A 20,528-nucleotide genomic window follows, 5' to 3' on the forward strand; every position below is an offset into this window, starting at 1 on the left:
CCATGACGCAGCAGCCGTTCAGCCGCCCAGGAGCCATCGACCTCTCCGGTCTCGGCCGGCCCGCCGCCCCGGCCGGCGCGCCCGCCCCCGGCCCGGCCGCCCCGGGCGCGCCCGCCGACGCCCGCTCCTACAGCGTGGTCGTGGACGAGCAGGGCTTCCAGGCCCTCCTCGAGCAGTCGACGACCGCTCCGGTTCTCCTCGCCTTCTACTCCCGGACCCGGATGCCGGAGAGCGGGCAGCTCGCCGACGACCTCGCGACCGTGGTGGAGGAGCACGAGGGCCGCTACCTGCTCGGCCTCGTCGACATCGACGCGGTGCCGCAGATCGCCCAGGCGATGCAGATCCCGTCGATCCCGCTGGTCGTCGCCGTGGTCGACGGTCGCCCGATGCCGCTGCTGCAGGACCCGCTCCCCATCGACGAGCTGCGCACCGCCCTCACCCAGGTCGGCCAGCAGCTCACCGCCCAGGGCATCACCGGCCGCCACCAGCCACGGTCCGGGGGAGCTCCCGCGGCCGAGGGCGAGGACGAGGTCGTCGACCCGCGCTACGCGCCCGCCCAGGACGCGCTCGCCGCAGGTGACGTCGACGCCGCTGTTGCGGAGTACCAGAAGCTGGTCGACGCCAACCCGGCCGACGTGGAGGCGGCCGGCGGGCTCGCCATCGCCAAGGTCATGCAGCGCACGCAGGGCGTCGACCTCAACGCCGCGCGTGCCGCCGCGGCCGACGCCCCCGACGACGTCGACGCCCAGACCATGGTGGCCGACCTCGACATGCTCGGCGGGCACGTCGAGGACGCCTTCACCCGGTTGGTCAACCTGGTCGCACGCACCGCCGACAAGGACCGGGAGCAGGCGCGTGACCACCTCCTCGGCCTCTTCGCCGCGGTCGGCAACGACGACCCGCGGGTGCTCGCGGCGCGCCGCAACCTGGCGTCCGCCCTCTTCTGACCGGGGTCAGCGCCGCTTGAGCACCGCGCGGCCGGCCTCCAGCCGCGCCACGGGCACCCGGAACGGGGAGCACGAGACGTAGTCGAGTCCCACGGTGTCGAAGAAGTGGACCGACAGCGGGTCGCCGCCGTGCTCTCCGCACACCCCGACCTTGAGAGCGGGCTTGACCTCGCGGCCCTTCGTGGTCCCCATCTCGACCATGCCACCGACGCCGAGCTGGTCGAGCGACTCGAACGGCGAGACGTCGAAGATGCCGTGCTCGAAGTAGCGGGAGAAGAACGCCGACTCCACGTCGTCGCGGGAGAAGCCCCAGGCCATCTGCGTGAGGTCGTTGGTGCCGAAGGAGAAGAAGTCCGCCGACTTCGCGATCCGGTCGGCCAGGAAGGCCGCACGCGGCAGCTCGATCATCGTCCCGATCGCGATGTCCAGCTTCATGCCGCGGTCCTCCTGCACCTCGGCGATCACCCGGTCGATCTCGGCGCGGACGATCGCCAGCTCACGCACGCTGGCCACGAGCGGCACCATGATCTCGGGACGGGGCGCGCCGTGGACCTGCTGCCGGTCGGCGGCGGCCTCGGCGATGGCCCGTGCCTGCATCCGGAACAGCCCGGGGATCTGGATGCCGAGGCGCACCCCGCGGAGGCCGAGCATCGGGTTCTGCTCGTGCAGCCGCCGGACGTGGGTGAGGAGGGTCGAGGCGCGCTCGTCGACCTCCCCGCGCTCCTCCGCGATCGCCACCTCCACGCTGAGCTCGGTGATGTCGGGCAGGAACTCGTGGAGCGGCGGGTCGAGCAGGCGGATCGTCACCGGCAGCCCGTCCATCGCCTCGAGGATCTCGGTGAAGTCCTGACGCTGCAGCGGCAACAGCTCGGCGAGCGCGGCCTCCACGCCCTCCTCGTCCTGCGCGACGATGAGCTTCTCGACGAGCTCGCGGCGCTCGCCGAGGAACATGTGCTCGGTGCGGCACAGCCCGATGCCCTGGGCGCCGAAGCGCCGGGCCCGGGCCGCGTCGTCGGGGGTGTCGGCGTTGGTGCGCACGCGCAGCCGGCGGGCGCCGTCGGCGTGGGCCATGATGCGGGCGACGGCGTGGGCCAGGTCGGCGTCGAGCTTCTCGCCCTCGAAGTGGCGCACGACCACCGAGTCCGCGACGGGCACGGCGCCGGCGAAGACCTCGCCGGTGGTCCCGTCGATGGAGATCACGTCGCCCTCGCGGACGGTCTCGCCGTCGCGGACGCGGAACTCCCTGGCCTTGGTGTCCACGTCGAGCGACTCGGCGCCGCACACGCACGTACGTCCCATGCCGCGGGCGACGACGGCCGCGTGGGAGGTCTTGCCGCCCCGGCTGGTGAGGATGCCGCGGGCGGCGACCATCCCGCGCAGGTCGTCGGGGTTGGTCTCCTTGCGGACCAGGATGACGTCCTCCCCGCGCTCCGCCCACTCCACGGCCGTGTCGGAGTCGAAGACGGCCTTGCCGACGGCCGCTCCGGGGGAGGCGTTCATCCCGGTCGCGAGCAGGGAGCGCGCGGCGGACGTGTCGAAGCTCGGGAACATGAGCTGCGCGAGCTGGTCGCCCGTGACGCGGAGGACGGCCTCGTCCATCTGGATCAGGCCTTCGTCGACCATGTGGACAGCGATGCGGAACGCCGCCTCGGGGGTGCGCTTGCCGACGCGGGTCTGCAGCATCCACAGCTTGCCGCGCTCGACGGTGAACTCGATGTCGCACATGTCGCGGTAGTGGCGCTCGAGGCGCGTCATGATGTCGAGCAGCTCGTCGTGGGACTTCCGGTCGATCTCGGCCATGTCGGCCAGCGGCACCGTGTTGCGGATGCCGGCGACGACGTCCTCGCCCTGCGCGTTCTGGAGGTAGTCGCCGTACTGGCCCTGTGCACCGCTGGCGGGGTCGCGGGTGAAGGCGACGCCGGAGCCGGAGTCCATGCCGAAGTTGCCGAACACCATCGCCTGCACGTTGACGGCGGTGCCGAGGTCCTCGGGGATCCGCTCCTGGCGGCGGTAGAGGCGGGCGCGGTCGGTGTTCCAGGAGTCGAAGACGGCGCAGATGGCGAGGTCCATCTGCTCGCGCGGGTCCTGCGGGAAGTCGCGGCCGGTCTGCTCCTTGATGATCGCCTTGAACGTCTCCACCACGCCGCGCAGGTCGTCGGCGTCGAGGTCGAGGTCGGAGTCGGTGCCCTTGGCCCGCTTGGCCTCGTCGAGGGCCTCGGAGAACAGCTCGGAGTCGACGTGGAGCACCGTGCCGCCGAACATCTGCAGCAGCCGGCGGTAGGAGTCCTGGGCGAACCGGTCGGACTCACTCCTGGCGGCGAGCCCACCGACCGAGGTGTCGTTGAGGCCGACGTTGAGGACGGTCTCCATCATGCCGGGCATGGAGAACTTGGCGCCCGAGCGCACCGACACCAGCAGCGGGTCGTCGGCGTCGCCGAGCTTCTTGCCCATGGCCTCCTCGAGCGACGCGAGGTGCTCGGTGACCTCCTCGTCCAGCCCCTCCGGCTCGCCGCCCTCGGCGAGGTAGGCGCGGCAGGTCTCGGTGGAGATCGTGAAGCCGGGAGGGACCGGCAGGCCGAGGTTGGTCATCTCGGCCAGGTTGGCGCCCTTGCCGCCCAGGAGGTCCTTCTGGTCCTTGCTGCCCTCTGCGAAGTCGTACACCCAGGTCATGGAGGCATCCTGCCTCAGCGACCGGACTCCGTATACGGCTGATCGCCCTCGACCGCGGCGCGCACCCTCCGAGAGGTGAAGTCGGCGGCCAGCTCCTCGACCTCCTCCAGCGTGCAGAAGCGCACGTCGCGGATCTCGCGCTCCTGCATGACCACCCCGGCCAGCACCTCGGGCCCGTGCGTGCCGCCGTCGAAGACCAGGCAGACGGCGTCGTCCCAGCCGCCCCACGCGGGCAACCAGTCGGTGAGCACGAGCGCTCCGGGCTCGATCGCGAGGCCGAGCTCCTCCTCCACCTCGCGCTGGACCGCCACGCGCGGCGACTCCCCGACCTCGACCACGCCGCCGGGCAGGTCCCAGTCGCGCTTGTAGGTCAGCTGGCACAGCAGCACCCGGCCCTCGCGGTCGCGCACGAGCATCTGCGCGATGGCGCGCTTGCGGGGGAGGAAGGAGTTGAGGAGCGACCGGAAGCCGCCCGGCTCCTGCACCGGCGTGTCGGTGACCAGTCGCGCGTAGACCACGCGGTCGGCCTGCTCGCCGTCCTGGCCCAGCTCGCGTCGTACGCCCTCGCGGTGCATGCCCGCCCACGTGGCGGCCCGCTGGGCGCTGGTGTCGGCGGCGTCCACGTGGACCTCGACCCGGCTGTGGTCGACGAGGGCTGCAGCGACCTCGCGCCGCAGCTCATCGGTGCTGACCTCGCCCTCCCACGCCAGGCGTGCGACGCCGTCGCCGGACGTCACGGAGATGGGGCTGGGCACTCCCTCACCCTAGCGAGGCGCTGTCAGCGTCAACCTCGCCACGTGTGCCCGGGCGAGGCTCGCAGCCTCGTCCGGGCGGAGCCGCCCGACGCTCACCGCCAGCCCGAGACCGTCCACCACGACCTGCAGCACCTGCGCGTGGTGGGCGACCGCTGTGGCGTCGAGCTCCGGCGCTGTGACGCGGACGACGGTCTCGAGCCGGGAGGCGAGATCGTCATCGTGCTGCTGCCTCGCGGCCACCACGACGTCGACCTCGCCCCCGGGCGACGTCGCAGAGCGCGGAGGCTCGATGCTGGCACGCAGCACCTCGGGAGGAACGTAGCCGTGGTTCGCGATCGCAAAGCGGTGGTGCACGGGTCCGCCGTCCTCGTCGTCGTCATCGATGTCCGCGTCCGACGGCACGGCCGCCGTCGTCGGAGCGGCGATGACGAGCCGCCACCACACCAGCTCCTCGGCGACCTGCTCCGGCACCGACGGGATGAGGGGCAACAGCAGGCGCGCACCGGCGTCGGCACCCGTGGCACGGGTAGCCGGCATGAGCCGCCGCCTGCGCCGGTAGGCCACCTCGTTGAGGGCGAGGCGACGCAGGTCGGCCTCCGGGTCGAGCAGGCGCCGGATCGTGCTGATCGAGGTGGCCAGCACACGAGCCATCGCATGCCGGCTGAGCCGGTCGACGCCGTGGTCGCGCACGAGGGTGAAGCTCGCCAGCTCGAAGAAGGCGAAGCGTCCGGCGTAGTCGACGAGCTTGGGCACAGGATCATTCGAGCAACACGCCGCTCCGCCCGCCAGTCGCTCTCCACAGGCACGGGGATGTGTCACACGCCTGGCTGACACCCAGCGTCAGGTCGACGGTGTTGTGGCACACGGCGTACCGGTTCCGACAGCCTTGTCGACCGCGTTGCGTCACGGTGTGTGCCGCCACGGCGAGCTCGTCGAGCTGGGTAGCAGCACGGACCGTGTCACAGCAAAGACTGATCCGTCGCGAGAGGCGGTCGGGACCGTGTCACTTCAGGGGGACGACGTCGAAGCGCGCCATCATCCCGTGGTCCTCGTGGTCGAGCATGTGGCAGTGGATCATGAAGGGTCCGGTGTAGTCGGTGAAGCGGGCGGCGACCTCGACCTCCTCGCCGGGCTCGAGGCGCCAGGTGTCCTCGAGGCCGCGCTCCCACGGCGGAGGGCGCCGGCGGTCGCGCCGGAGCGTGCGCCACTGCTCCGCGTGGACGTGGACGTAGTGGGTCACGTCGCTGGTGTTGCGGAAGCGCCACCGCTCCACGCTGTCGAGGCGGGCGCGGTGGTCGACCCGGCGCGGGTCGAAGGCCCGGCCGTTGATGGTCCAGGCGCTGCCGTGGTGGGAGGACTCCTCGAGCCCGAAGGTCCAGGTCTGCGACACCTTCGCCGGCACGGGGGACACCAGCTTCGGCGACGGCAGCCTCGACGGCAGCCTGGACGCGTCCCGGGCCGGCGCCCCGACCCGGAGCTCCATCACGGGGGTCTCGCGGGCGTCGTCGCCGGAGGTCCCCGCCGCGGCGGGGACCGACGCGAGCACGAGCCGCTGCCCGGTGGCGCCGCTGAAGTCCACGAGCACGTCGGCGCGCTGGGCGGGACCGAGCAGCACGCTGGACCGGACGACCGCCCTCGGGAGCAGGCCGCTCCCGGTGCCGATCTGCAGGAACGGCCGGCCGTCGGACAGCGTGAAGTTGTAGCTCGAGAACGGCGAGGAGTTGAGCAGCCGCAGGCGGTAGCGCGTCGCGGACACCTCGAGGTACGGCGCGTAGCGGCCGTTCACCAGGACCGTGTCCCCGACCGTGGCGTCGTCCGGCGGGGCGTCGGGCCCGGTCCACGACATGTCGCCGTCGTGGCCGGCCATCTCGGGCCCGTCGGCGAACGGGTCGGTCAGCTGGTTGCCGGGGGTGAACGAGCGCTCGGACACCATCAGCGGCACGTCACGCCGGCCGGTCGGCAGCCGGAGTCCGGGTGTGGGCGGGTCGGTGACGATGAACATGCCCTGCAGGCCGCGCCAGTTGTTGCGGGCGGTGCGGTCCATGCGGTGGTCGTGGTACCAGAAGAACGAGCCGGGCTCAGGGCGCCCGTCGACCACGAGCGGGTAGTCGTAGGTGCGCTCCTCGCCGCGCCCGATCAGGTGGGTGGTGGGCTGCCCGTCGTCCGCGGACGCGTGGTGGTCGCCGTGCAGGTGCGTCGTCATGGACCCGGCGCCGCGCGGGAGCCGGTTGACGACGGTGACCTCCGTGCCGCGCCCACCGCGGCGGCGGATCGTGGGACCGGGATAGCTGCCATCGTAGGTCCACATCGAGGTGCGCGGCCCGTGGGGGAGGGTCCGCACCTTCGCGCGGCGCATGACCAGTCTGATGTCGGCGCCGCGTCGCGTCGACGGGACGACCAGTGGCTGCTCGAAGCGGGTGTCCACCGGCACGACCCCGCCGGCGACGCCCTCGACCGTGATCACGCCCCGCATGTTGGGGTGGAACTTGCAGAAGAACGCCCAGGCCCCGGCGGAGAGCCCCTCGATCCCCGGGATGGTCGCGGACGTGCCGGCGGCGACGCGTACGTCGAACAGCGGGGTCCCGTCGGCGGCGCGCGCGACGGACGTGACCGTGTGGTCCATGGAGTCGAGGTTGACCACGGTGACGGTGCCGCCGCCACCGACGGTCACCTCGGGGGTGGCGAACCCGGTCCGGGCGCCGCCCTCCTCGATGACGATCGTGGCGTTGGGCACCGCCTCCGCGGACGCCGTACGCCGGTCCGATCCGGGTCGTGCGTCGACCGCCACGAGCGCGACCGCGCACGCCACGACGACGGCCAGCCAGGCCGCCGGCCTGCCACGCAGGATCCCCGTCATCGTCCCGAGTGTGCATCAGCGACGGGGTGCCGGCACCCCTCCATCGCGGTGGTCTGGACCGTGCCCGGACCTCACGTATTTCGATGATGACGCCGGCGTCGCGACGTGCCTCTACTGGAAAGTGGTGCCGAGGGGCGCCACCGCACCACTCCAGAAGGGTTGACCACCATGCATGTGCCTACCGGACTGCGTAGGGCGGTGGCGGTCGTGTGCGCGACCGCGCTCGCGAGCTCGCCCGTCCTCCTCGCCCCTGCCACGACCGCCGGAGCGTCCGGCGCCGCCACGACCAGCGCCCGCGCGGCCACGCCCCACCTCATCGCGACGCTGACCAAGAAGACGATCCGGGTCCAGGGGGCCGACGACCTCAGGGCCGGCCGGGCGCACCTCGAGGTGAGAGGCCGCGGGATCGTCGAGTTCGTGACCTTCGACAAGGGCTACGACGTCGCGGACTTCACCGAGGACATCAACACGTACGGCGCCAAGAACGACCTGAAGGCGCTCAAGCGGGCGATCAACAAGTCCACGATCATCGGCGGCCTGTCCGGCGGCTCCGGCACCATCGTGTTCCCCAAGCCGGGCGCATACACCCCGTTCTCCCTGGGCAATCGCGGCCTGGTCACCGGCAAGACGCTCGTCGTCGACGGACCCAAGCGGTCGTCCAAGGCACCCCGCACCGACGGCAACATCCTCGCGAAGGACGGCCCCTCGTGGGGCGGCGCCTCCCAGCTGCCCAGCAAGGGCCGGTTCCAGTTCAAGAACAAGGCCGACCAGCCGCACTTCGTGGCGATGCAGCAGGTCGCGGAGGGCACCACCGTCGACCAGGTGCTCGAATCCCTGCAGAGTGAGCAGCAGGGCCCGCCGCCGTGGGCGCTCGCCGGCTCGCTCGAGACCGGGACGCTGAGCCCCGGGCGAAGCATGACCGTCGACTACGACCTGCCCGCAGGCCAGTACGCCGTCCTCTGCTTCTTCCCCGACCCGAAGATGGGCGGCATGCCGCACGCAGCCATGGGGATGATCGAGATGATCCACCTCACCTGAGGCGGAGCCCGGCTCCGGGCCGCTGTCAGTCGGCGGCCCGGAACCAGACGGTGGCCAGGGGCGGCACCACGATGTCGGCGTGAGCCGGCTGACCGTGGTGCTCGCCCGCGACCGCGGTGATCGAGCCGAGGTTGCCCACACCGGAGCCGTGGTAGGACTCCGCGTCGGTGTTGAGGACCTCGGTCCAGGTGCCGGCCGACGGCAGGCCGAGCCGGTAGCCCTCGTGCGGGTTGCCGGCGAAGTTGGCCACGCACACCAGGTCGGGCTCGCCGGGGGAGCGACGTACGAACGAGAAGGTGTTGGCGCCCGCGTCGTTGGCGTCGATCCACTGGAAGCCGGCCGGGTCGTTGTCGCGGCCCCACAACGCCCCGGTCTCGGCGTACGCGCGGTTCATGTCGCGGACCATGGCGTGGACGCCCGCGTGCTCGGGGTGCTCGAGGAGCCACCAGTCGAGCTCGCGGCTCTCGGCCCACTCGGACTCCTGGCCGAACTCGCAGCCCATGAAGAGCAACTGCTTGCCCGGGTGCGCCCACATGTAGGCGAGGTAGGCGCGCAGGTTGGCCAGCTGCTGCCAGCGGTCACCGGGCATCTTGCGGAGCAGCGAGCCCTTGCCGTGCACGACCTCGTCGTGGCTGATCGGCAGCACGTAGTTCTCCGCGAACGCGTAGACCAGCGAGAACGTCATCTGGCCGTGGTGGTGGCTGCGGTAGAGCGGGTCCTGGGAGACGTAGTTGAGCGAGTCGTGCATCCAGCCCATGTTCCACTTGAACCCGAAGCCGAGGCCGCCGTCGCTCGTGGGCCCGGTGACGCCGGGCCAGGCGGTGGACTCCTCGGCGATCGTGACGATGCCGGGCACCCGCTTGTAGACGGTGGCGTTCATCTCCTGGAGGAACTGGACGGCCTCGAGGTTCTCCCTGCCGCCGTGCTTGTTGGGGGACCACTCGCCGTGCTCGCGGGCGTAGTCGAGGTAGATCATCGACGCGACGCCGTCCACCCGCAGCCCGTCGGCGTGGTACTCCTCGAGCCAGTACACCGCGTTGGCGTAGAGGAAGTTCCGCACCTCGTTGCGGCCGAAGTTGAAGATGTGGGAGCCCCACTCCTTGTGCCAGCCTCGCTGGGGGTTGGGGTCCTCGTAGAGCGGGGTGCCGTCGAAGCGCGCGAGCGCCCACTCGTCGGTGGCGAAGTGCCCGGGCACCCAGTCGAGGATGACGCCCACACCGGCCTGGTGCAGCCGGTCGATGAGGCGCTTGAGCCCGTCGGGGTCGCCGAAGCGCGAGTCCGGGGCGAAGTAGGAGGTGACGTGGTAGCCCCACGACCCGCCGAACGGGTGCTGCATCACCGGCATCAGCTCGACGTGGGTGAAGCCGAGGTCGGAGACGTACGGGACCAGCGCGTCGGCGATCTCGTCCCACGAGTAGAGCTCGCCGCTGTAGTGCTTCCTCCACGAGGCCAGGTGCACCTCGTAGGTCGACATCGCCTCGTCGACCGGGTTCTTGGAGGCACGAGCCGCCAGCCACGCGTCGTCGTTCCACTCGTGCTGCGAGCGCCACACCTTCGAGGCGGAGCTCGGCGGCTTCTCGGCGTACTGCGCGAGGGGGTCGGCGCGGTCGACCCACTGGCCGTCGGCGCCGCGGATGCGGTACTTGTACTGCGACCCGACACCGGCGTCCGCGACGTGGGCGTGCCAGACGCCCGAGCCGTCGAGGCGCGTCATCGGGTGCGCCGAGCCGTCCCAGCCGGCCCACTCGCCGGCGACCTGGACCTCCAGGGCGTTGGGGGCCCAGACGCGGAACGACGTGCCGTCCGGTCCGGCCTGTGCGCCGAGCACGGTCCAGAGCTGCTCGTGGCGGCCCTCGCCGATCAGGTGCAGGTCGAGCTCGCCGGGGGCGTGGGTGTCCACGGTCTCGCTCACGGTGTTGTTCCCGGTGGTGCTCACGGGCTTGCTGACGGGGTTGCTCATGATGTCTCCTCCAGCGCGGCGAGGGGGATGGAGAGCCATCCCGGACGGTTGCGTGCTTCGTAGACCGCCTCGTAGACGACCTTGTCCGCGAGGTAGGCGTCGAGCAGCGCCTCGTTGGCGCCGTCGAGCGCCTCGCCGCGCTTGTCGGTGTAGGCATCGAGGAACGCGGCGCGGTTGCGCGCGGCCCACTCCGAGGCGCGGTAGGCGCGCTGCTCGGCCTCGCCGCCCACGTCGGCGCCACCGGTCATGGCCACCACGCGCGGGGCGTAGTCGAAGGAGCGGATCATGCCCGCCACGTCGCGCCAGACCGAGTCGGGCTTGAGCCGCTCGGCGAGCGGCTTGGCAGGCTCGCCCTCGAAGTCGACGATCTTCCAACCCCTGACGGTGCGCAGCGTCTGGCCGAGGTGGAGGTCGCCGTGGACCTGCTGCACGTCGACGCCGTCGAGATCGCGCAGCCGGGCGAACGTCTCGCGCAGCCCGGCCTCGTACGGCGCCAGGTCGGGTACGACGTCGAGCGCGGCGACGAGCCGGCCCTCCATCGCGCCGGCCAGGTCGCCCAGGGCGCCGGCCTCGCGCCGCTCGACCGGGAAGTGCGTGGCGAGGTCGGCGTGCACCTCGGCCAGCGCGGTCCCGAGCCGCGCGGCCTCGCCGGCGAAGTCGCCGCCGACCTCGTCGGCGTGCAGGTCGGCCTCGGCGAAGAGGTTGCGCACGCTGGCCAGGGCCAGGTCCCAGCCGTCGCTCGCGGTGCGGAGGAACTGCTGCAGCATCGCGAGCTGGATGGTCGTGTTGGTGTCGTCGTCGACGAGGTCGAGCCACCCGTAGAGCGCGGCGACGTGCGTCGACCCGGCCTCGGTGAGGACCTGGTGGATCGCGATGTCGGGGTTGACCCCCGGGGTCACCTTGCGGAAGACCTTCATCAGCGCGTCCTCGCCGAACGCCACCGACGAGTTGGACTGCTCGCCGGAGAACAGCGTGGAGTGGGCCTCGATGTCGAGGTCGTGCCCCGGCAGCCGGTGGAACATGAGGTCGCCGCGCACGTCGGACGGCGGCCTGGGCTCGACACCGTGCCGGGCGAACGCCGCCAGCCACAGCGCCATCGCCTGGCGGTCGTGCAGCGCGTCGTAGACGAAGGAGGGGCCGAGCTCGTCGTCCTCCCACTCGCCGATGAGCGCGTGCGCGATCCGCTCCTGCGGCTCGGTGTAGAAGGCGAGTGGAAGCTGGTAGAGGTCGCTCGACCCGTCGGCGTAGGCCACCTCGGCGAGCTCGATGGTGACGTGCAGCCAGTCGGGTGCGTCGGGCAGCCGACCCACCCGGCGTACGCTGCCGAGCTCCCAGTCGCGCCCCTTGCCGCCGAACCAGCGCGCCTGGTCGATCCAGGCCTTGATCTCGGTGCTGCTCACGGTTCCCCTCCCGTGCTGCTCGGATCCGTCAACCGCAACCACAGGAAGCCGTAGCCGCCCAGGGTCAGCAGGTAGGGCAGCTCGCCGACGGCCGGGAACGGCACGCCGCCCAGCAGCTCGACGGGGACCATGCCCTCCCACTGTCGCAGGTCGAGCTCGACGGGCTGCGGGAAGCGGGACAGGTTGTTGACGCAGAGGATCACGTCGCGATCCTCGTCGCCGCGGTGCTCGCGGATGTAGGACAGGACGCTCGGGTTGGAGCCGCCGAGGTCCACGAAGTCGCCGAGCCCGAAGGCCGGGTGACGGCGCCGCGCGTGGACCAGTCGTCGCGTCCAGTGCAGCAACGAGGACGTGTTCTCCAGCTGCGCCTCGACGTTGACCGACTGGTAGCCGTAGACCGGGTCCTGGATCGCCGGCAGGTGGAGCTTGCCGGGGGTGGCGTTGGAGAAGCCCGCGTTGCGGTCGGGCGTCCACTGCATCGGCGTACGCACGCCGTCGCGGTCACCGAGCCAGATGTTGTCGCCCATCCCGATCTCGTCGCCGTAGTAGAGGACGGGGGAGCCGGGCAGCGACAGCAGGAGCGCGGTGAAGAGCTCCATGCGGTTGACGTCGTTGTCGAGCAGGGGCGCGAGCCGGCGGCGGATGCCGATGTTGGCCTTCATGCGCGGGTCGTGGGCGTACTCCGACCACATGTAGTCGCGATCCTCGTCGGTCACCATCTCGAGGGTGAGCTCGTCGTGGTTGCGCAGGAAGATGCCCCACTGGCAGCCGTCGGGGATCGCCGGCGTCTGCTCGAGGATCTCCGAGATCGGGAAGCGCGACTCACGGCGCACCGCCATGAAGATGCGGGGCATGACGGGGAAGTGGAAGGCCATGTGGCACTCGGTGCCGATCCACCGGCCGTCCTCGGTCTCCTCCGGGCCGAAGTACTCGACCACGTCGGCGGGCCACTGGTTGGCCTCGCAGAGCAGCACGCGCCCGGGGTAGTGCTCGTCGACGAAGCGGCGGCACTTCTTGAGGAAGTCGTGCGTCTCGGGGAGGTTCTCGCCGTTGGTGCCGGGGCGCTCGTAGAGGTAGGGCACCGCGTCGAGCCGGAAGCCGTCGAGGCCCATGTCGAGCCAGAACGCCATGGCGTCCAGCATCGCGTCGTGGACCTTCGGGTTGTCGAAGTTGAGGTCGGGCTGGTGGTGGAAGAACCGGTGCCAGAAGTACTGCTGGCGCACCGGGTCCCACGTCCAGTTGGACGGCTCGGTGTCGACGAAGATGACCCGGGCGTCCTGGTAGAGCTCGTCGGTGTCGGACCACACGTAGAAGTCGCCGTAGGGGCCCTCGGGGTCGCTGCGGCTGGCCTGGAACCACGGGTGGGCGTCACTGGTGTGGTTCATGACGAAGTCGATGATCACCCGGATGCCGCGCTGGTGGCAGGCGTCGAGGAACTCGTGGAAGTCCTCGACGGTGCCGCACTCGGGGAGGATGTTGTTGTAGTCGGCCACGTCGTAGCCGCCGTCGCGCAGGGGCGAGGTGAAGAACGGCGGGACCCACAGGCAGTCCACACCGAGCCACTCGAGGTAGTCGAGCTTCTCGATCAGGCCCTTGAAGTCACCGGTCCCGTCACCATTGGAGTCACGGAAGGACCGCACCAGCACCTCGTAGAAGACCGCCGTGCGGAACCACTCGGGCTCTGCGTTGAGCACGGCGGTCGCGCGGGTCGCGTCCGTCGGCATCTGGGCCGACGTGGGGTGCTCGGTCAACGGGTCCTCCTGACAGCGATCACGTGGGCAGGTTCGTAGCCGGGGTCGAGCCGGACGTAGTTGTGGGCGGTCCAGCTCCAGTCCTCACCGGTGATCTCGTCGTGGGCGACGAACGAGTCGTGCCACTCCATGCCGAGCGCCGGCATGTCGAGGTGGACCATGGTCTCGCGCGTGCCGTGCGGGTCGAGGTTGATCACCGAGATGACGACGTCGTCCCCTTGCTTCTTCGAGAAGACCAGCACGTGGTCGTCGTCGGCGGAGTGGATGGTCACGTTGCGCAGCAGCTGGAGGGCCGGGTGGTGGCGACGGATCTCGTTGAGCCGGGTCAGGTAGGGCGCCAGGGTCGTGCCCTCGGCGTCTCGCTTCTCCCAGTCGCGGACGCGGATCTGGTACTTCTCGGAGTCGAGGTACTCCTCCGAGCCCGGCTTGACCGCGACGTGCTCGAACAGCTCGTAGCCGGCGTACACGCCCCAGCTGGGCGACCCCGTCGCGGCGAGCGCGGCGCGCACCTTGAACGCCGCCGGGCCGCCGTACTGCAGGTAGGCGTGGAGGATGTCGGGGGTGTTGACGAAGAAGTTGGGCCGCATGAGGTGGTCGGACTCGTGCGCGACCTCGACGAGGTAGTCCTCGATCTCGCGCTTGCCCGTGCGCCAGGTGAAGTAGGTGTAGCTCTGGTGGTAGCCGACCGCACCGAGCCCGTGCATCATCGCCGGCTTGGTGAAGGCCTCGGACAGGAAGAGCACGTCCGGGTCCGTACGCCGTACCTCCGCCAGCAGCCACTCCCAGAAGGCGAGCGGCTTGGTGTGGGGGTTGTCGACGCGGAAGATCCGCACCCCGTGCGACATCCAGAGCTTCACGACCCGCAGCACCTCGCGGCAGATGCCGGCCGGGTCGTTGTCGAAGTTCATCGGGTAGATGTCCTGGTACTTCTTCGGCGGGTTCTCGGCGTAGGCGATGGTCCCGTCCGCACGCGTGGTGAAGAACTGCGGGTGCGTGGTCACCCACGGGTGGTCGGGCGCCGCCTGCAGCGCGAGGTCGAGGGCCACCTCGATGTCGAGCTCACGAGCACGCGCCACGAAGGCGTCGAAGTCCTCGAACGTCCCGAGGTCGGGGTGGATCGCGTCGTGGCCGCCGTCCTTGCTGCCGATCGCCCACGGCGAGCCGGTGTCGTCGGGACCGGGCGTCAGGGTGTTGTTGGGGCCCTTGCGGTTGACCTCGCCGATCGGGTGGATCGGCGGCAGGTAGAGGACGTCGAAGCCCATCTCGGCCACCCGGTCCAGCCGCTTCGTGGCCGTGCGGAAGTTGCCGCTGGTGACCTTGCCGGTCTTCTCGTCGCGCGTCGCGCCCTCCGAGCGCGGGAAGAACTCGTACCAGCTGCCGAAGAGCGCGCGGGTGCGGTCGGCGCGGAACCGGAACGGCCCGGTGACGGTGAGCAGCTCGCGCAGCGGGTGGGCGAGGAGCACGCCCTCGAGCTCGGGGTCCTGCAGGGCGGCGAGGCGCGCGGCCACGGGACGCTCGGTGTCGGTCGCGGCCGAGACCGCCCCCGAGACGACGGCGGCCGACCGCTTGTCGAGGGCGTTCTTGCCCGTCCCCGCGGCCACCCGCTCCAGCAGCAGCCGTGCCTCGGTGAACATGAGCTCCACGTCGACCCCGGCGGGGATCTTGATGCCCGCGTCGTGCTCCCAGGTCGCGACGGGGTCCGACCACGAGTGGATCTCGAAGGTCCACTCGCCCTCGACGTCGGGCGTCACGTGGGCGACGTAGCGGTTGGGCGCCTCGCCGTCGGGTCGCATCCGCACCGGGTCGCGCGTACGTCCCGCCGGGTCGGTGGCCACCACCTCCGCCGCGAGCTGGTCGTGGCCCTCGCGGAACACCGACGCGCGCACCGGCATCGGCTCGCCGACGGTGGCCTTGGCCGACTGTCGACCCAGGTCGACCACGGGAGAGACATCCATCACGGGTATCCGTCCAACCATGGCCCCACACTTGCGAACCCCGACCCCGCACGCAAGCCGGGACCCCTTCGGTCTCACCCCTTTGGCTCCAAGGTTGGATCGTTCCAAGAAATGGCCTAGCGTGCTGGTCCGTGCGAGCGTTCCGACGATTCACCGTCCGTCCTGTCCTGCCCGAGCCCCTGGGCGCGCTGTCCGTCCTGGCCGGCAACCTGCGCTGGTCCTGGCACCCGCCCACCCAGGACGTGTTCTCCTCGATCGACCCCGAGCTGTGGCGCCAGGTCAAGTGCGACCCGGTGCGCTTCCTCGGCGCGGTCGGCCGAGAGCGGCTCGACGAGCTGGTCGAGGACGGCGACTTCCGCAGCCGGCTCGACGCGGCCCACGCCGACCTGCAGCGCTACCTCTCCGAGGACCGCTGGTACGCCCGCAAGGCCGGCGACGACGCGCCCCGCGCCATCGCGTACTTCTCCTCCGAGTTCGGCATCACCTCGGTGCTGCCGCAGTACTCCGGCGGCCTCGGCATCCTGGCCGGCGACCACCTCAAGGCGTCCTCCGACCTCGGCATCCCGCTGGTGGGCGTGGGCCTGTTCTACCGCCACGGCTACTTCAAGCAGGCGCTCGACCGTGACGGCTGGCAGCAGGAGAGCTACCCCGTCCTCGACCCCGACGAGCTGCCGCTGAGCGTGCTGCGCGAGGCCGACGGCACCCGGGCGACGGTCTCGATCGCCCTCCCCGACGGCCCCGACCTGGTGGCCCGGATCCTCGTCGCCCACGTCGGTCGCGTGCCGCTGCTGCTCCTCGACACCGACATCGAGGAGAACAGCGCCCACTACCGCGACGTGACCGACCGGCTCTACGGCGGCAACTCCGAGCACCGGCTGCGCCAGGAGCTGCTCCTCGGCGTCGGCGGCGTACGCGCCCTGCGGGTGTGGTCGCGCATCACCGGCGCCCCGGCGCCGGAGGTGTTCCACGCCAACGAGGGCCACGCCGGCTTCCTCGGCATCGAGCGCATCCGCGAGCTCACCGTCGACGAGGCCGGGCCGCACCTCGACGTCGACACCGCGCTCGAGATCACCCGGGCCGGCACGGTCTTCACCACCCACACGCCGGTGCCCGCCGGCATCGACCGGTTCCCGCGCGAGCTCGTCTCGCAGTACTTCGGCGGCAACTCGCCGACGCCGGGTGTCCCGGTCGACCGGATCCTCGCGCTCGGCGCCGAGGACTACGAGGGCGGCGACGCCGGCGTCTTCAACATGGCGGTCATGGGCTTCCGCCTCGCCCAGCGCGCCAACGGCGTCTCCGAGCTGCACGGACACGTGTCCCGGGGCATGTTCAACGGCCTCTGGCCGGCCTTCGACGAGGCCGAGGTGCCGATCACGTCGATCACCAACGGCGTCCACGGCCCGACCTGGATCGCCCGCGAGGTCATCGAGCTGGCCGCGAGCCGCGGCGCCGACGTCGACAGCGACGACACCGACGCCCTGTGGCCGCTCGTCGACCAGATCAGCGACCGCGAGATCTGGGACCTCAAGCGCACGCTGCGCACCCGCTTCGTCGACGACGCCCGCGACCGCATGCGTCGCTCGGCGACCAAGCGGGGCTACGCCGCTGCCGAGACCACCTGGATCGACAGCGCGCTCGACCCCGACGTGCTGACCATCGGCTTCGCACGCCGCGTGCCGACGTACAAGCGGCTCACGCTGATGCTGCGCGACCCGGCCCGCCTCAAGAAGCTGCTGCTCGACCCCGAGCGCCCCATCCAGCTGGTCATCGCCGGCAAGGCGCACCCGGCCGACGAGACCGGCAAGCGGCTGATCCAGGAGATGGTGCGCTTCGCCGACGACCCGGAGGTCCGGCACCGCATCGCGTTCCTGCCCAACTACGACATCGCGATGGCGCAGCCGCTCTACCCCGGCTGCGACGTGTGGCTCAACAACCCGCTGCGCCCCTACGAGGCGTGCGGCACCTCCGGCATGAAGGCCGCGCTCAACGGCGGTCTCAACCTCTCGATCCTCGACGGCTGGTGGGACGAGTGGTACGACGGCAACAACGGCTGGGCGATCCCGTCGGCCGACGGCATCGAGGACGCCGACCGGCGTGACGACCTCGAGGCCAACGCGCTCTACGACCTGCTCGAGACCGACGTCGTGCCGCGCTTCTACGAGACCAACGACGAGGGCGTGCCGCCGCGCTGGCTGGAGATGGTCCGCCACACGCTGAAGTCGCTCGGCCCCAAGGTGCTCGCCACCCGCCAGGTGCGCGACTACGTCCGCGAGCTCTACGCCCCCGCCGCGCACACCGCACGCGCGCTCAACTCCGACTACGCCGGGGCCCGCACGCTGTCGGGCTGGAAGCACGAGGTCCGCGCCGCGTGGCCGGGCGTCCGCGTCGAGCACGTCGACTCCGAGGGCGTCGGCGACCAGGCCGTGGTAGGTGCGACGCTCGCCGTCCGCGCCTGGGTGGCCCTCGGCTCGCTCTCGCCCGACGACGTCGAGGTGCAGGTCGTGCACGGCCGGATCGGCTCCGACGACGTCCTCACCTCGACCTCGGTCACGCCGATGCTGGTGGGGGAGTCCTACGACGGCAACCGCCACCGCTTCGACGCCGCCGTGCCGCTCGCCGTCTCCGGCCCGTTCGGCTACACCGTCCGCGTCGTCCCGCGCAACGAGTCGCTGGCCTCGGTCGCCGAGCTCGGGCTGGTCGCCGAGCCCGCCTGAACTGCCTGACAGCTTCAGCGATCCCCGGTCGGCCGGGGATCGCTGAGCTTGTCGGCTGGTGCACGGCCTGACAGGTTCAGGGACCGCCCACCTCGCATCCGGGTTATTACCTACGCCGCCACGGGCGTTGCCGGGTGGGCCCGATCCGAGGACGATCGCTCCATGCCCTCGACCGCTCCGCCCGCGATCCTCGAGCCCTTCCTCGCGGCTGCCGACTCCGCTGCCTCGTCGCGATCCGACGTGGACGCAGAGACCGCTCGCGAGCTGATGGCAGAGGCGGCCGGCATGCTGCACGACGGTCTGGTGCTCGACCACCTCGACGACCACGACCTGCCACAGGTGGTCGCCGCCCTCGCCGCCGACCTCACGGCCGTGGACCCCGGCGCAGCCGTGCGCGCCCGCGCGGACGCGGTGGCCGACGACGACCCGGCCCTCCACGACCCCGACGGCGTGCGCGGGACGTACCTCGTGACCGTGCAGGTGCTCGGTCTCTGACGCGACCGCCGACGAGGGCGGTCAGTCGTCGCGCAGCGCGGCGTGCTGGTCGACGTTGCGTACGTCGTCGGGGTCGGGGGCGTGAGCGGTGTCCACACCCGCGACCGTGTCCTCGGCCCGCACGCCGACGGGCAGGGTCGTGAAGCGCGAGTCGCGTTGATCGTCAGGTGCTCCCATGACACGACTGTAGACCCGGGACGGCTGCCTCAGCCGAAGGTCAGCCAGAGCCCGACGGCGGTGGGGACCACGGCCAGCAGCAGCCACGGCGAGAGGATGCGCTTGCCATGGATGGCGCGACCGACGGCGACGGCCATCGCGGCGAAGATGCCGGCGATGACGTTGAGCCCGACCTTGGACGAGGTGGGGGAGTCGTCCAGCATCACGGCGGCGACGACGAGGCCGACCACCAGGTGCAGGATCGTGGTGACGGCCAGGGTCGACATCACCCAGCGCTGCACGCGGGCGAGGTCGCGGGCGTCCTTCTCGGGGTCCGCGACGATCCGCCGCGGGGCGTCGAGGTCGAGCAGGTGGCCGCGACCCTTCTCCGTACGTCGGGCGGGAACGCTGCCGGCCATGCGAGCCTCTCTCGAATCGTTTGCTGTGACAACGATTGCTAGGCTAACGGAATGTCCGCGCCCAGCCGAATCGATGATCCCCTGGCCCTCGAGCGTCAGGTCTGCTTCGCCCTGGCCGTGGCGTCCCGCACGGTCATCTCGGTCTACCGCCCGGTGCTGGAGCCGATGGGACTGACCCACCCGCAGTACCTCGTGATGTTGGCGCTCTGGGGCGAGGAGCCGCTGTCGGTGACCGAGCTCAGCCGGCAGCTCGAGGTCGACCCGGCCACGCTCTCGCGGCTGCTGAGGCGGCTCGAGGCGGCCGACCTGGTGCGGCGCGACCGCAACCCCGCGGACGAGCGCAGCCTTGCCGTGGCGCTGACGTCCCGCGGGCGCGACCTGCGGACCCAGGCCCTCGAGGTGCCGGGCACGATCCTCCAGCGCCTGGGGATGGACCTCGACGAGCTGATGGAGCTCCGCGACCGGCTCACCGGGGTCATCGCGGCTGCGAAGACCGCGACCGAGGCACGACCGGCCTGAGCCGGGCAGACTGCGCACGTGGGATCAAGCACAGATCCGGCCCACGGGCGAGGGTGGCTGTCATGACGACAGCGGCCGACACCTTCGCCGCGTTCCTCGCCACCTTGGCCGAGACGCTCGACCTGGGCCACGAAGAGCGGGCCCGCCGGCTCCACCTCTGGCGTTTCCACTTGGCCCGCGTCGTGTCCGCGGCGGGCGGTGAGCCACCCGAGCGGATGCGCCGCCGGCTGCTGCTGGAGCGCGCCGCCCACCGGCTCCTGACGAGTGACGACCCGGTGGTCGACGTCGCGTTCGAGGCCGGCTTCGGCTCGCACGAGGCGTTCACCCGGGCCTTCTCGCGGGAGTACGGCGCTGCACCGAGCCGTTGGCGTCTGCACCCCACCCGCACCCGGATCGAGGGTCCGAGCGGGGTGCACTTCCACCCGCCCGGCAGCCTCCGCCTGCCGACCTCTCGAAAGGTGACCCCGATGGACCTGATGACACGCATGATCGAGCACCACGTCTGGCTGACCGGCGAGATGATCGACCGGGCCGCGCGCCTGACCGACGAGCAGCTCGACGCCCCGATCGAGGTGCCCATCGGCACGATCGACGACGACATGACGATCCGCTCCGTGCTGGGCCGCCCCGTCGGGCAGCTCGCGCAGTGGAACACCGCCGTCGAGCAGCGTCCCTACGACTTCGGCCAGGAGCGCGGGAAGTCGCTCGGCACGCTGCGCCGCGAGCTCGCGGAGGAGGGGCCCGCCTTCCTCGACCAGGTGCGGACGACCGTCGAGTAGGGACGCCTCGACGACACCTTCGTCGACGTCACCTGCGAGACCCCGAAGGTCTTCACCTACGGCGGGATGGTGGCGCACGTGCTCACCTTCGCGGCCGTACGACGACTCGTCGT

General features: G+C 71.2%; 16 protein-coding genes. 6 read left to right on the forward strand and 10 right to left on the reverse strand.

Annotation, left to right across the window (positions count from 1 at the left end):
• Positions 1-2 precede the first annotated feature (2 nt).
• A complete protein-coding gene (locus tag ACNKF0_RS07465) occupies positions 3-947 on the forward strand; it encodes a co-chaperone YbbN (RefSeq protein WP_416957098.1) in 945 nt (314 codons plus the stop codon).
• 6 nt (positions 948-953) lie between these two features.
• Here the strand turns inward: ACNKF0_RS07465 and ppdK are convergent, their stop codons facing one another.
• From ppdK to ACNKF0_RS07485, 4 genes are all read right to left on the reverse strand, one after another.
• Positions 954-3,617, reverse strand: coding sequence for a pyruvate, phosphate dikinase (gene ppdK / locus ACNKF0_RS07470; RefSeq protein WP_416957100.1), 2,664 nt, complete (start codon positions 3,615-3,617; stop codon positions 954-956).
• 14 nt (positions 3,618-3,631) lie between these two features.
• The gene (locus ACNKF0_RS07475; protein WP_416957102.1) at positions 3,632-4,372 is read right to left on the reverse strand and encodes an NUDIX hydrolase; all 741 of its coding nucleotides are present in this window, start codon (positions 4,370-4,372) and stop codon (positions 3,632-3,634) included.
• Positions 4,373-4,381: 9 nt separating this feature from the next.
• The gene (locus ACNKF0_RS07480; protein ID WP_416957104.1) at positions 4,382-5,125 is read right to left on the reverse strand and encodes a hypothetical protein; all 744 of its coding nucleotides are present in this window, start codon (positions 5,123-5,125) and stop codon (positions 4,382-4,384) included.
• 250 nt (positions 5,126-5,375) lie between these two features.
• Complete coding sequence (locus tag ACNKF0_RS07485) at positions 5,376-7,229, reverse strand: multicopper oxidase domain-containing protein (protein WP_416957106.1); 1,854 nt, start codon at positions 7,227-7,229, stop codon at positions 5,376-5,378.
• Between the two features lie 198 nt (positions 7,230-7,427).
• On the opposite strand from ACNKF0_RS07485, the gene ACNKF0_RS07490 reads away from it, so the two are divergent.
• Positions 7,428-8,267 carry a hypothetical protein gene (locus ACNKF0_RS07490; RefSeq protein ID WP_416957108.1) on the forward strand — a complete coding sequence of 280 codons (840 nt, stop codon included), beginning with the start codon at positions 7,428-7,430 and terminating at the stop codon, positions 8,265-8,267.
• Between the two features lie 25 nt (positions 8,268-8,292).
• Here the strand turns inward: ACNKF0_RS07490 and glgB are convergent, their stop codons facing one another.
• The 4 genes from glgB to ACNKF0_RS07510 are packed head-to-tail and all read right to left on the reverse strand — an operon-like array spanning position 8,293 to position 15,354.
• A complete protein-coding gene (gene glgB, locus ACNKF0_RS07495) occupies positions 8,293-10,227 on the reverse strand; it encodes a 1,4-alpha-glucan branching protein GlgB (RefSeq protein WP_416957110.1) in 1,935 nt (644 codons plus the stop codon).
• On the reverse strand, positions 10,224-11,627 hold the full coding sequence (locus ACNKF0_RS07500; RefSeq protein WP_416957112.1) for a maltokinase N-terminal cap-like domain-containing protein: 1,404 nt from the start codon (positions 11,625-11,627) through the stop codon (positions 10,224-10,226). Before ACNKF0_RS07500 ends, glgB begins: the two co-directional genes overlap by 4 nt.
• Positions 11,624-13,351 (reverse strand): maltose alpha-D-glucosyltransferase, encoded by a 1,728-nt coding sequence (gene treS, locus ACNKF0_RS07505; protein ID WP_416958446.1) that lies wholly within the window; start codon positions 13,349-13,351, stop codon positions 11,624-11,626. Before treS ends, ACNKF0_RS07500 begins: the two co-directional genes overlap by 4 nt.
• A gap of 23 nt (positions 13,352-13,374) precedes the next feature.
• Positions 13,375-15,354 (reverse strand): alpha-1,4-glucan--maltose-1-phosphate maltosyltransferase, encoded by a 1,980-nt coding sequence (locus ACNKF0_RS07510; RefSeq protein ID WP_416957114.1) that lies wholly within the window; start codon positions 15,352-15,354, stop codon positions 13,375-13,377.
• A gap of 110 nt (positions 15,355-15,464) precedes the next feature.
• On the opposite strand from ACNKF0_RS07510, the gene glgP reads away from it, so the two are divergent.
• Positions 15,465-18,047, forward strand: coding sequence for an alpha-glucan family phosphorylase (glgP, locus tag ACNKF0_RS07515; RefSeq protein ID WP_416957116.1), 2,583 nt, complete (start codon positions 15,465-15,467; stop codon positions 18,045-18,047).
• 162 nt (positions 18,048-18,209) lie between these two features.
• Positions 18,210-18,542, forward strand: coding sequence for a hypothetical protein (locus ACNKF0_RS07520; protein ID WP_416957118.1), 333 nt, complete (start codon positions 18,210-18,212; stop codon positions 18,540-18,542).
• A 21-nt stretch (positions 18,543-18,563) separates the two neighbouring features.
• On the opposite strand, the gene ACNKF0_RS07525 is transcribed toward ACNKF0_RS07520, so the two are convergent.
• Together ACNKF0_RS07525 and ACNKF0_RS07530 are read right to left on the reverse strand one after the other, a co-directional pair.
• On the reverse strand, positions 18,564-18,719 hold the full coding sequence (locus ACNKF0_RS07525) for a hypothetical protein (protein ID WP_416957120.1): 156 nt from the start codon (positions 18,717-18,719) through the stop codon (positions 18,564-18,566).
• Between the two features lie 29 nt (positions 18,720-18,748).
• Positions 18,749-19,117, reverse strand: a complete 369-nt coding sequence (locus ACNKF0_RS07530) for a hypothetical protein (protein ID WP_299927610.1) — start codon at positions 19,115-19,117, stop codon at positions 18,749-18,751.
• Between the two features lie 51 nt (positions 19,118-19,168).
• Between ACNKF0_RS07530 and ACNKF0_RS07535 the strand changes: the two genes are divergently transcribed.
• Positions 19,169-19,636, forward strand: coding sequence for a MarR family winged helix-turn-helix transcriptional regulator (locus ACNKF0_RS07535; protein ID WP_416957123.1), 468 nt, complete (start codon positions 19,169-19,171; stop codon positions 19,634-19,636).
• Positions 19,637-19,698: 62 nt separating this feature from the next.
• The gene (locus ACNKF0_RS07540) at positions 19,699-20,415 is read left to right on the forward strand and encodes a helix-turn-helix domain-containing protein (RefSeq protein ID WP_416957125.1); all 717 of its coding nucleotides are present in this window, start codon (positions 19,699-19,701) and stop codon (positions 20,413-20,415) included.
• Positions 20,416-20,528 lie beyond the last annotated feature (113 nt).

Origin of the sequence: Nocardioides sp. T5, from assembly GCF_048161455.1 — a bacterium.
GTDB lineage: Bacteria > Actinomycetota > Actinomycetes > Propionibacteriales > Nocardioidaceae > Nocardioides.

What these genes read in the sequence shown, in the direction of transcription:
- ACNKF0_RS07525 (WP_416957120.1), bottom strand. Translation starts at nt 18,719, where the DNA reads ATGGGAGCACCTGACGATCAACGCGACTCGCGCTTCACGACCCTGCCC.
- ACNKF0_RS07510 (WP_416957114.1), bottom strand. Translation starts at nt 15,354, where the DNA reads ATGGTTGGACGGATACCCGTGATGGATGTCTCTCCCGTGGTCGACCTG.
- glgB (WP_416957110.1), bottom strand. Translation starts at nt 10,227, where the DNA reads ATGAGCAACCCCGTCAGCAAGCCCGTGAGCACCACCGGGAACAACACC.
- ACNKF0_RS07520 (WP_416957118.1), top strand. Translation starts at nt 18,210, where the DNA reads ATGCCCTCGACCGCTCCGCCCGCGATCCTCGAGCCCTTCCTCGCGGCT.
- ACNKF0_RS07485 (WP_416957106.1), bottom strand. Translation starts at nt 7,229, where the DNA reads ATGACGGGGATCCTGCGTGGCAGGCCGGCGGCCTGGCTGGCCGTCGTC.
- ACNKF0_RS07465 (WP_416957098.1), top strand. Translation starts at nt 3, where the DNA reads ATGACGCAGCAGCCGTTCAGCCGCCCAGGAGCCATCGACCTCTCCGGT.
- ACNKF0_RS07540 (WP_416957125.1), top strand. Translation starts at nt 19,699, where the DNA reads ATGACGACAGCGGCCGACACCTTCGCCGCGTTCCTCGCCACCTTGGCC.
- treS (WP_416958446.1), bottom strand. Translation starts at nt 13,351, where the DNA reads ATGCCGACGGACGCGACCCGCGCGACCGCCGTGCTCAACGCAGAGCCC.
- ppdK (WP_416957100.1), bottom strand. Translation starts at nt 3,617, where the DNA reads ATGACCTGGGTGTACGACTTCGCAGAGGGCAGCAAGGACCAGAAGGAC.
- ACNKF0_RS07530 (WP_299927610.1), bottom strand. Translation starts at nt 19,117, where the DNA reads ATGGCCGGCAGCGTTCCCGCCCGACGTACGGAGAAGGGTCGCGGCCAC.
- ACNKF0_RS07535 (WP_416957123.1), top strand. Translation starts at nt 19,169, where the DNA reads ATGTCCGCGCCCAGCCGAATCGATGATCCCCTGGCCCTCGAGCGTCAG.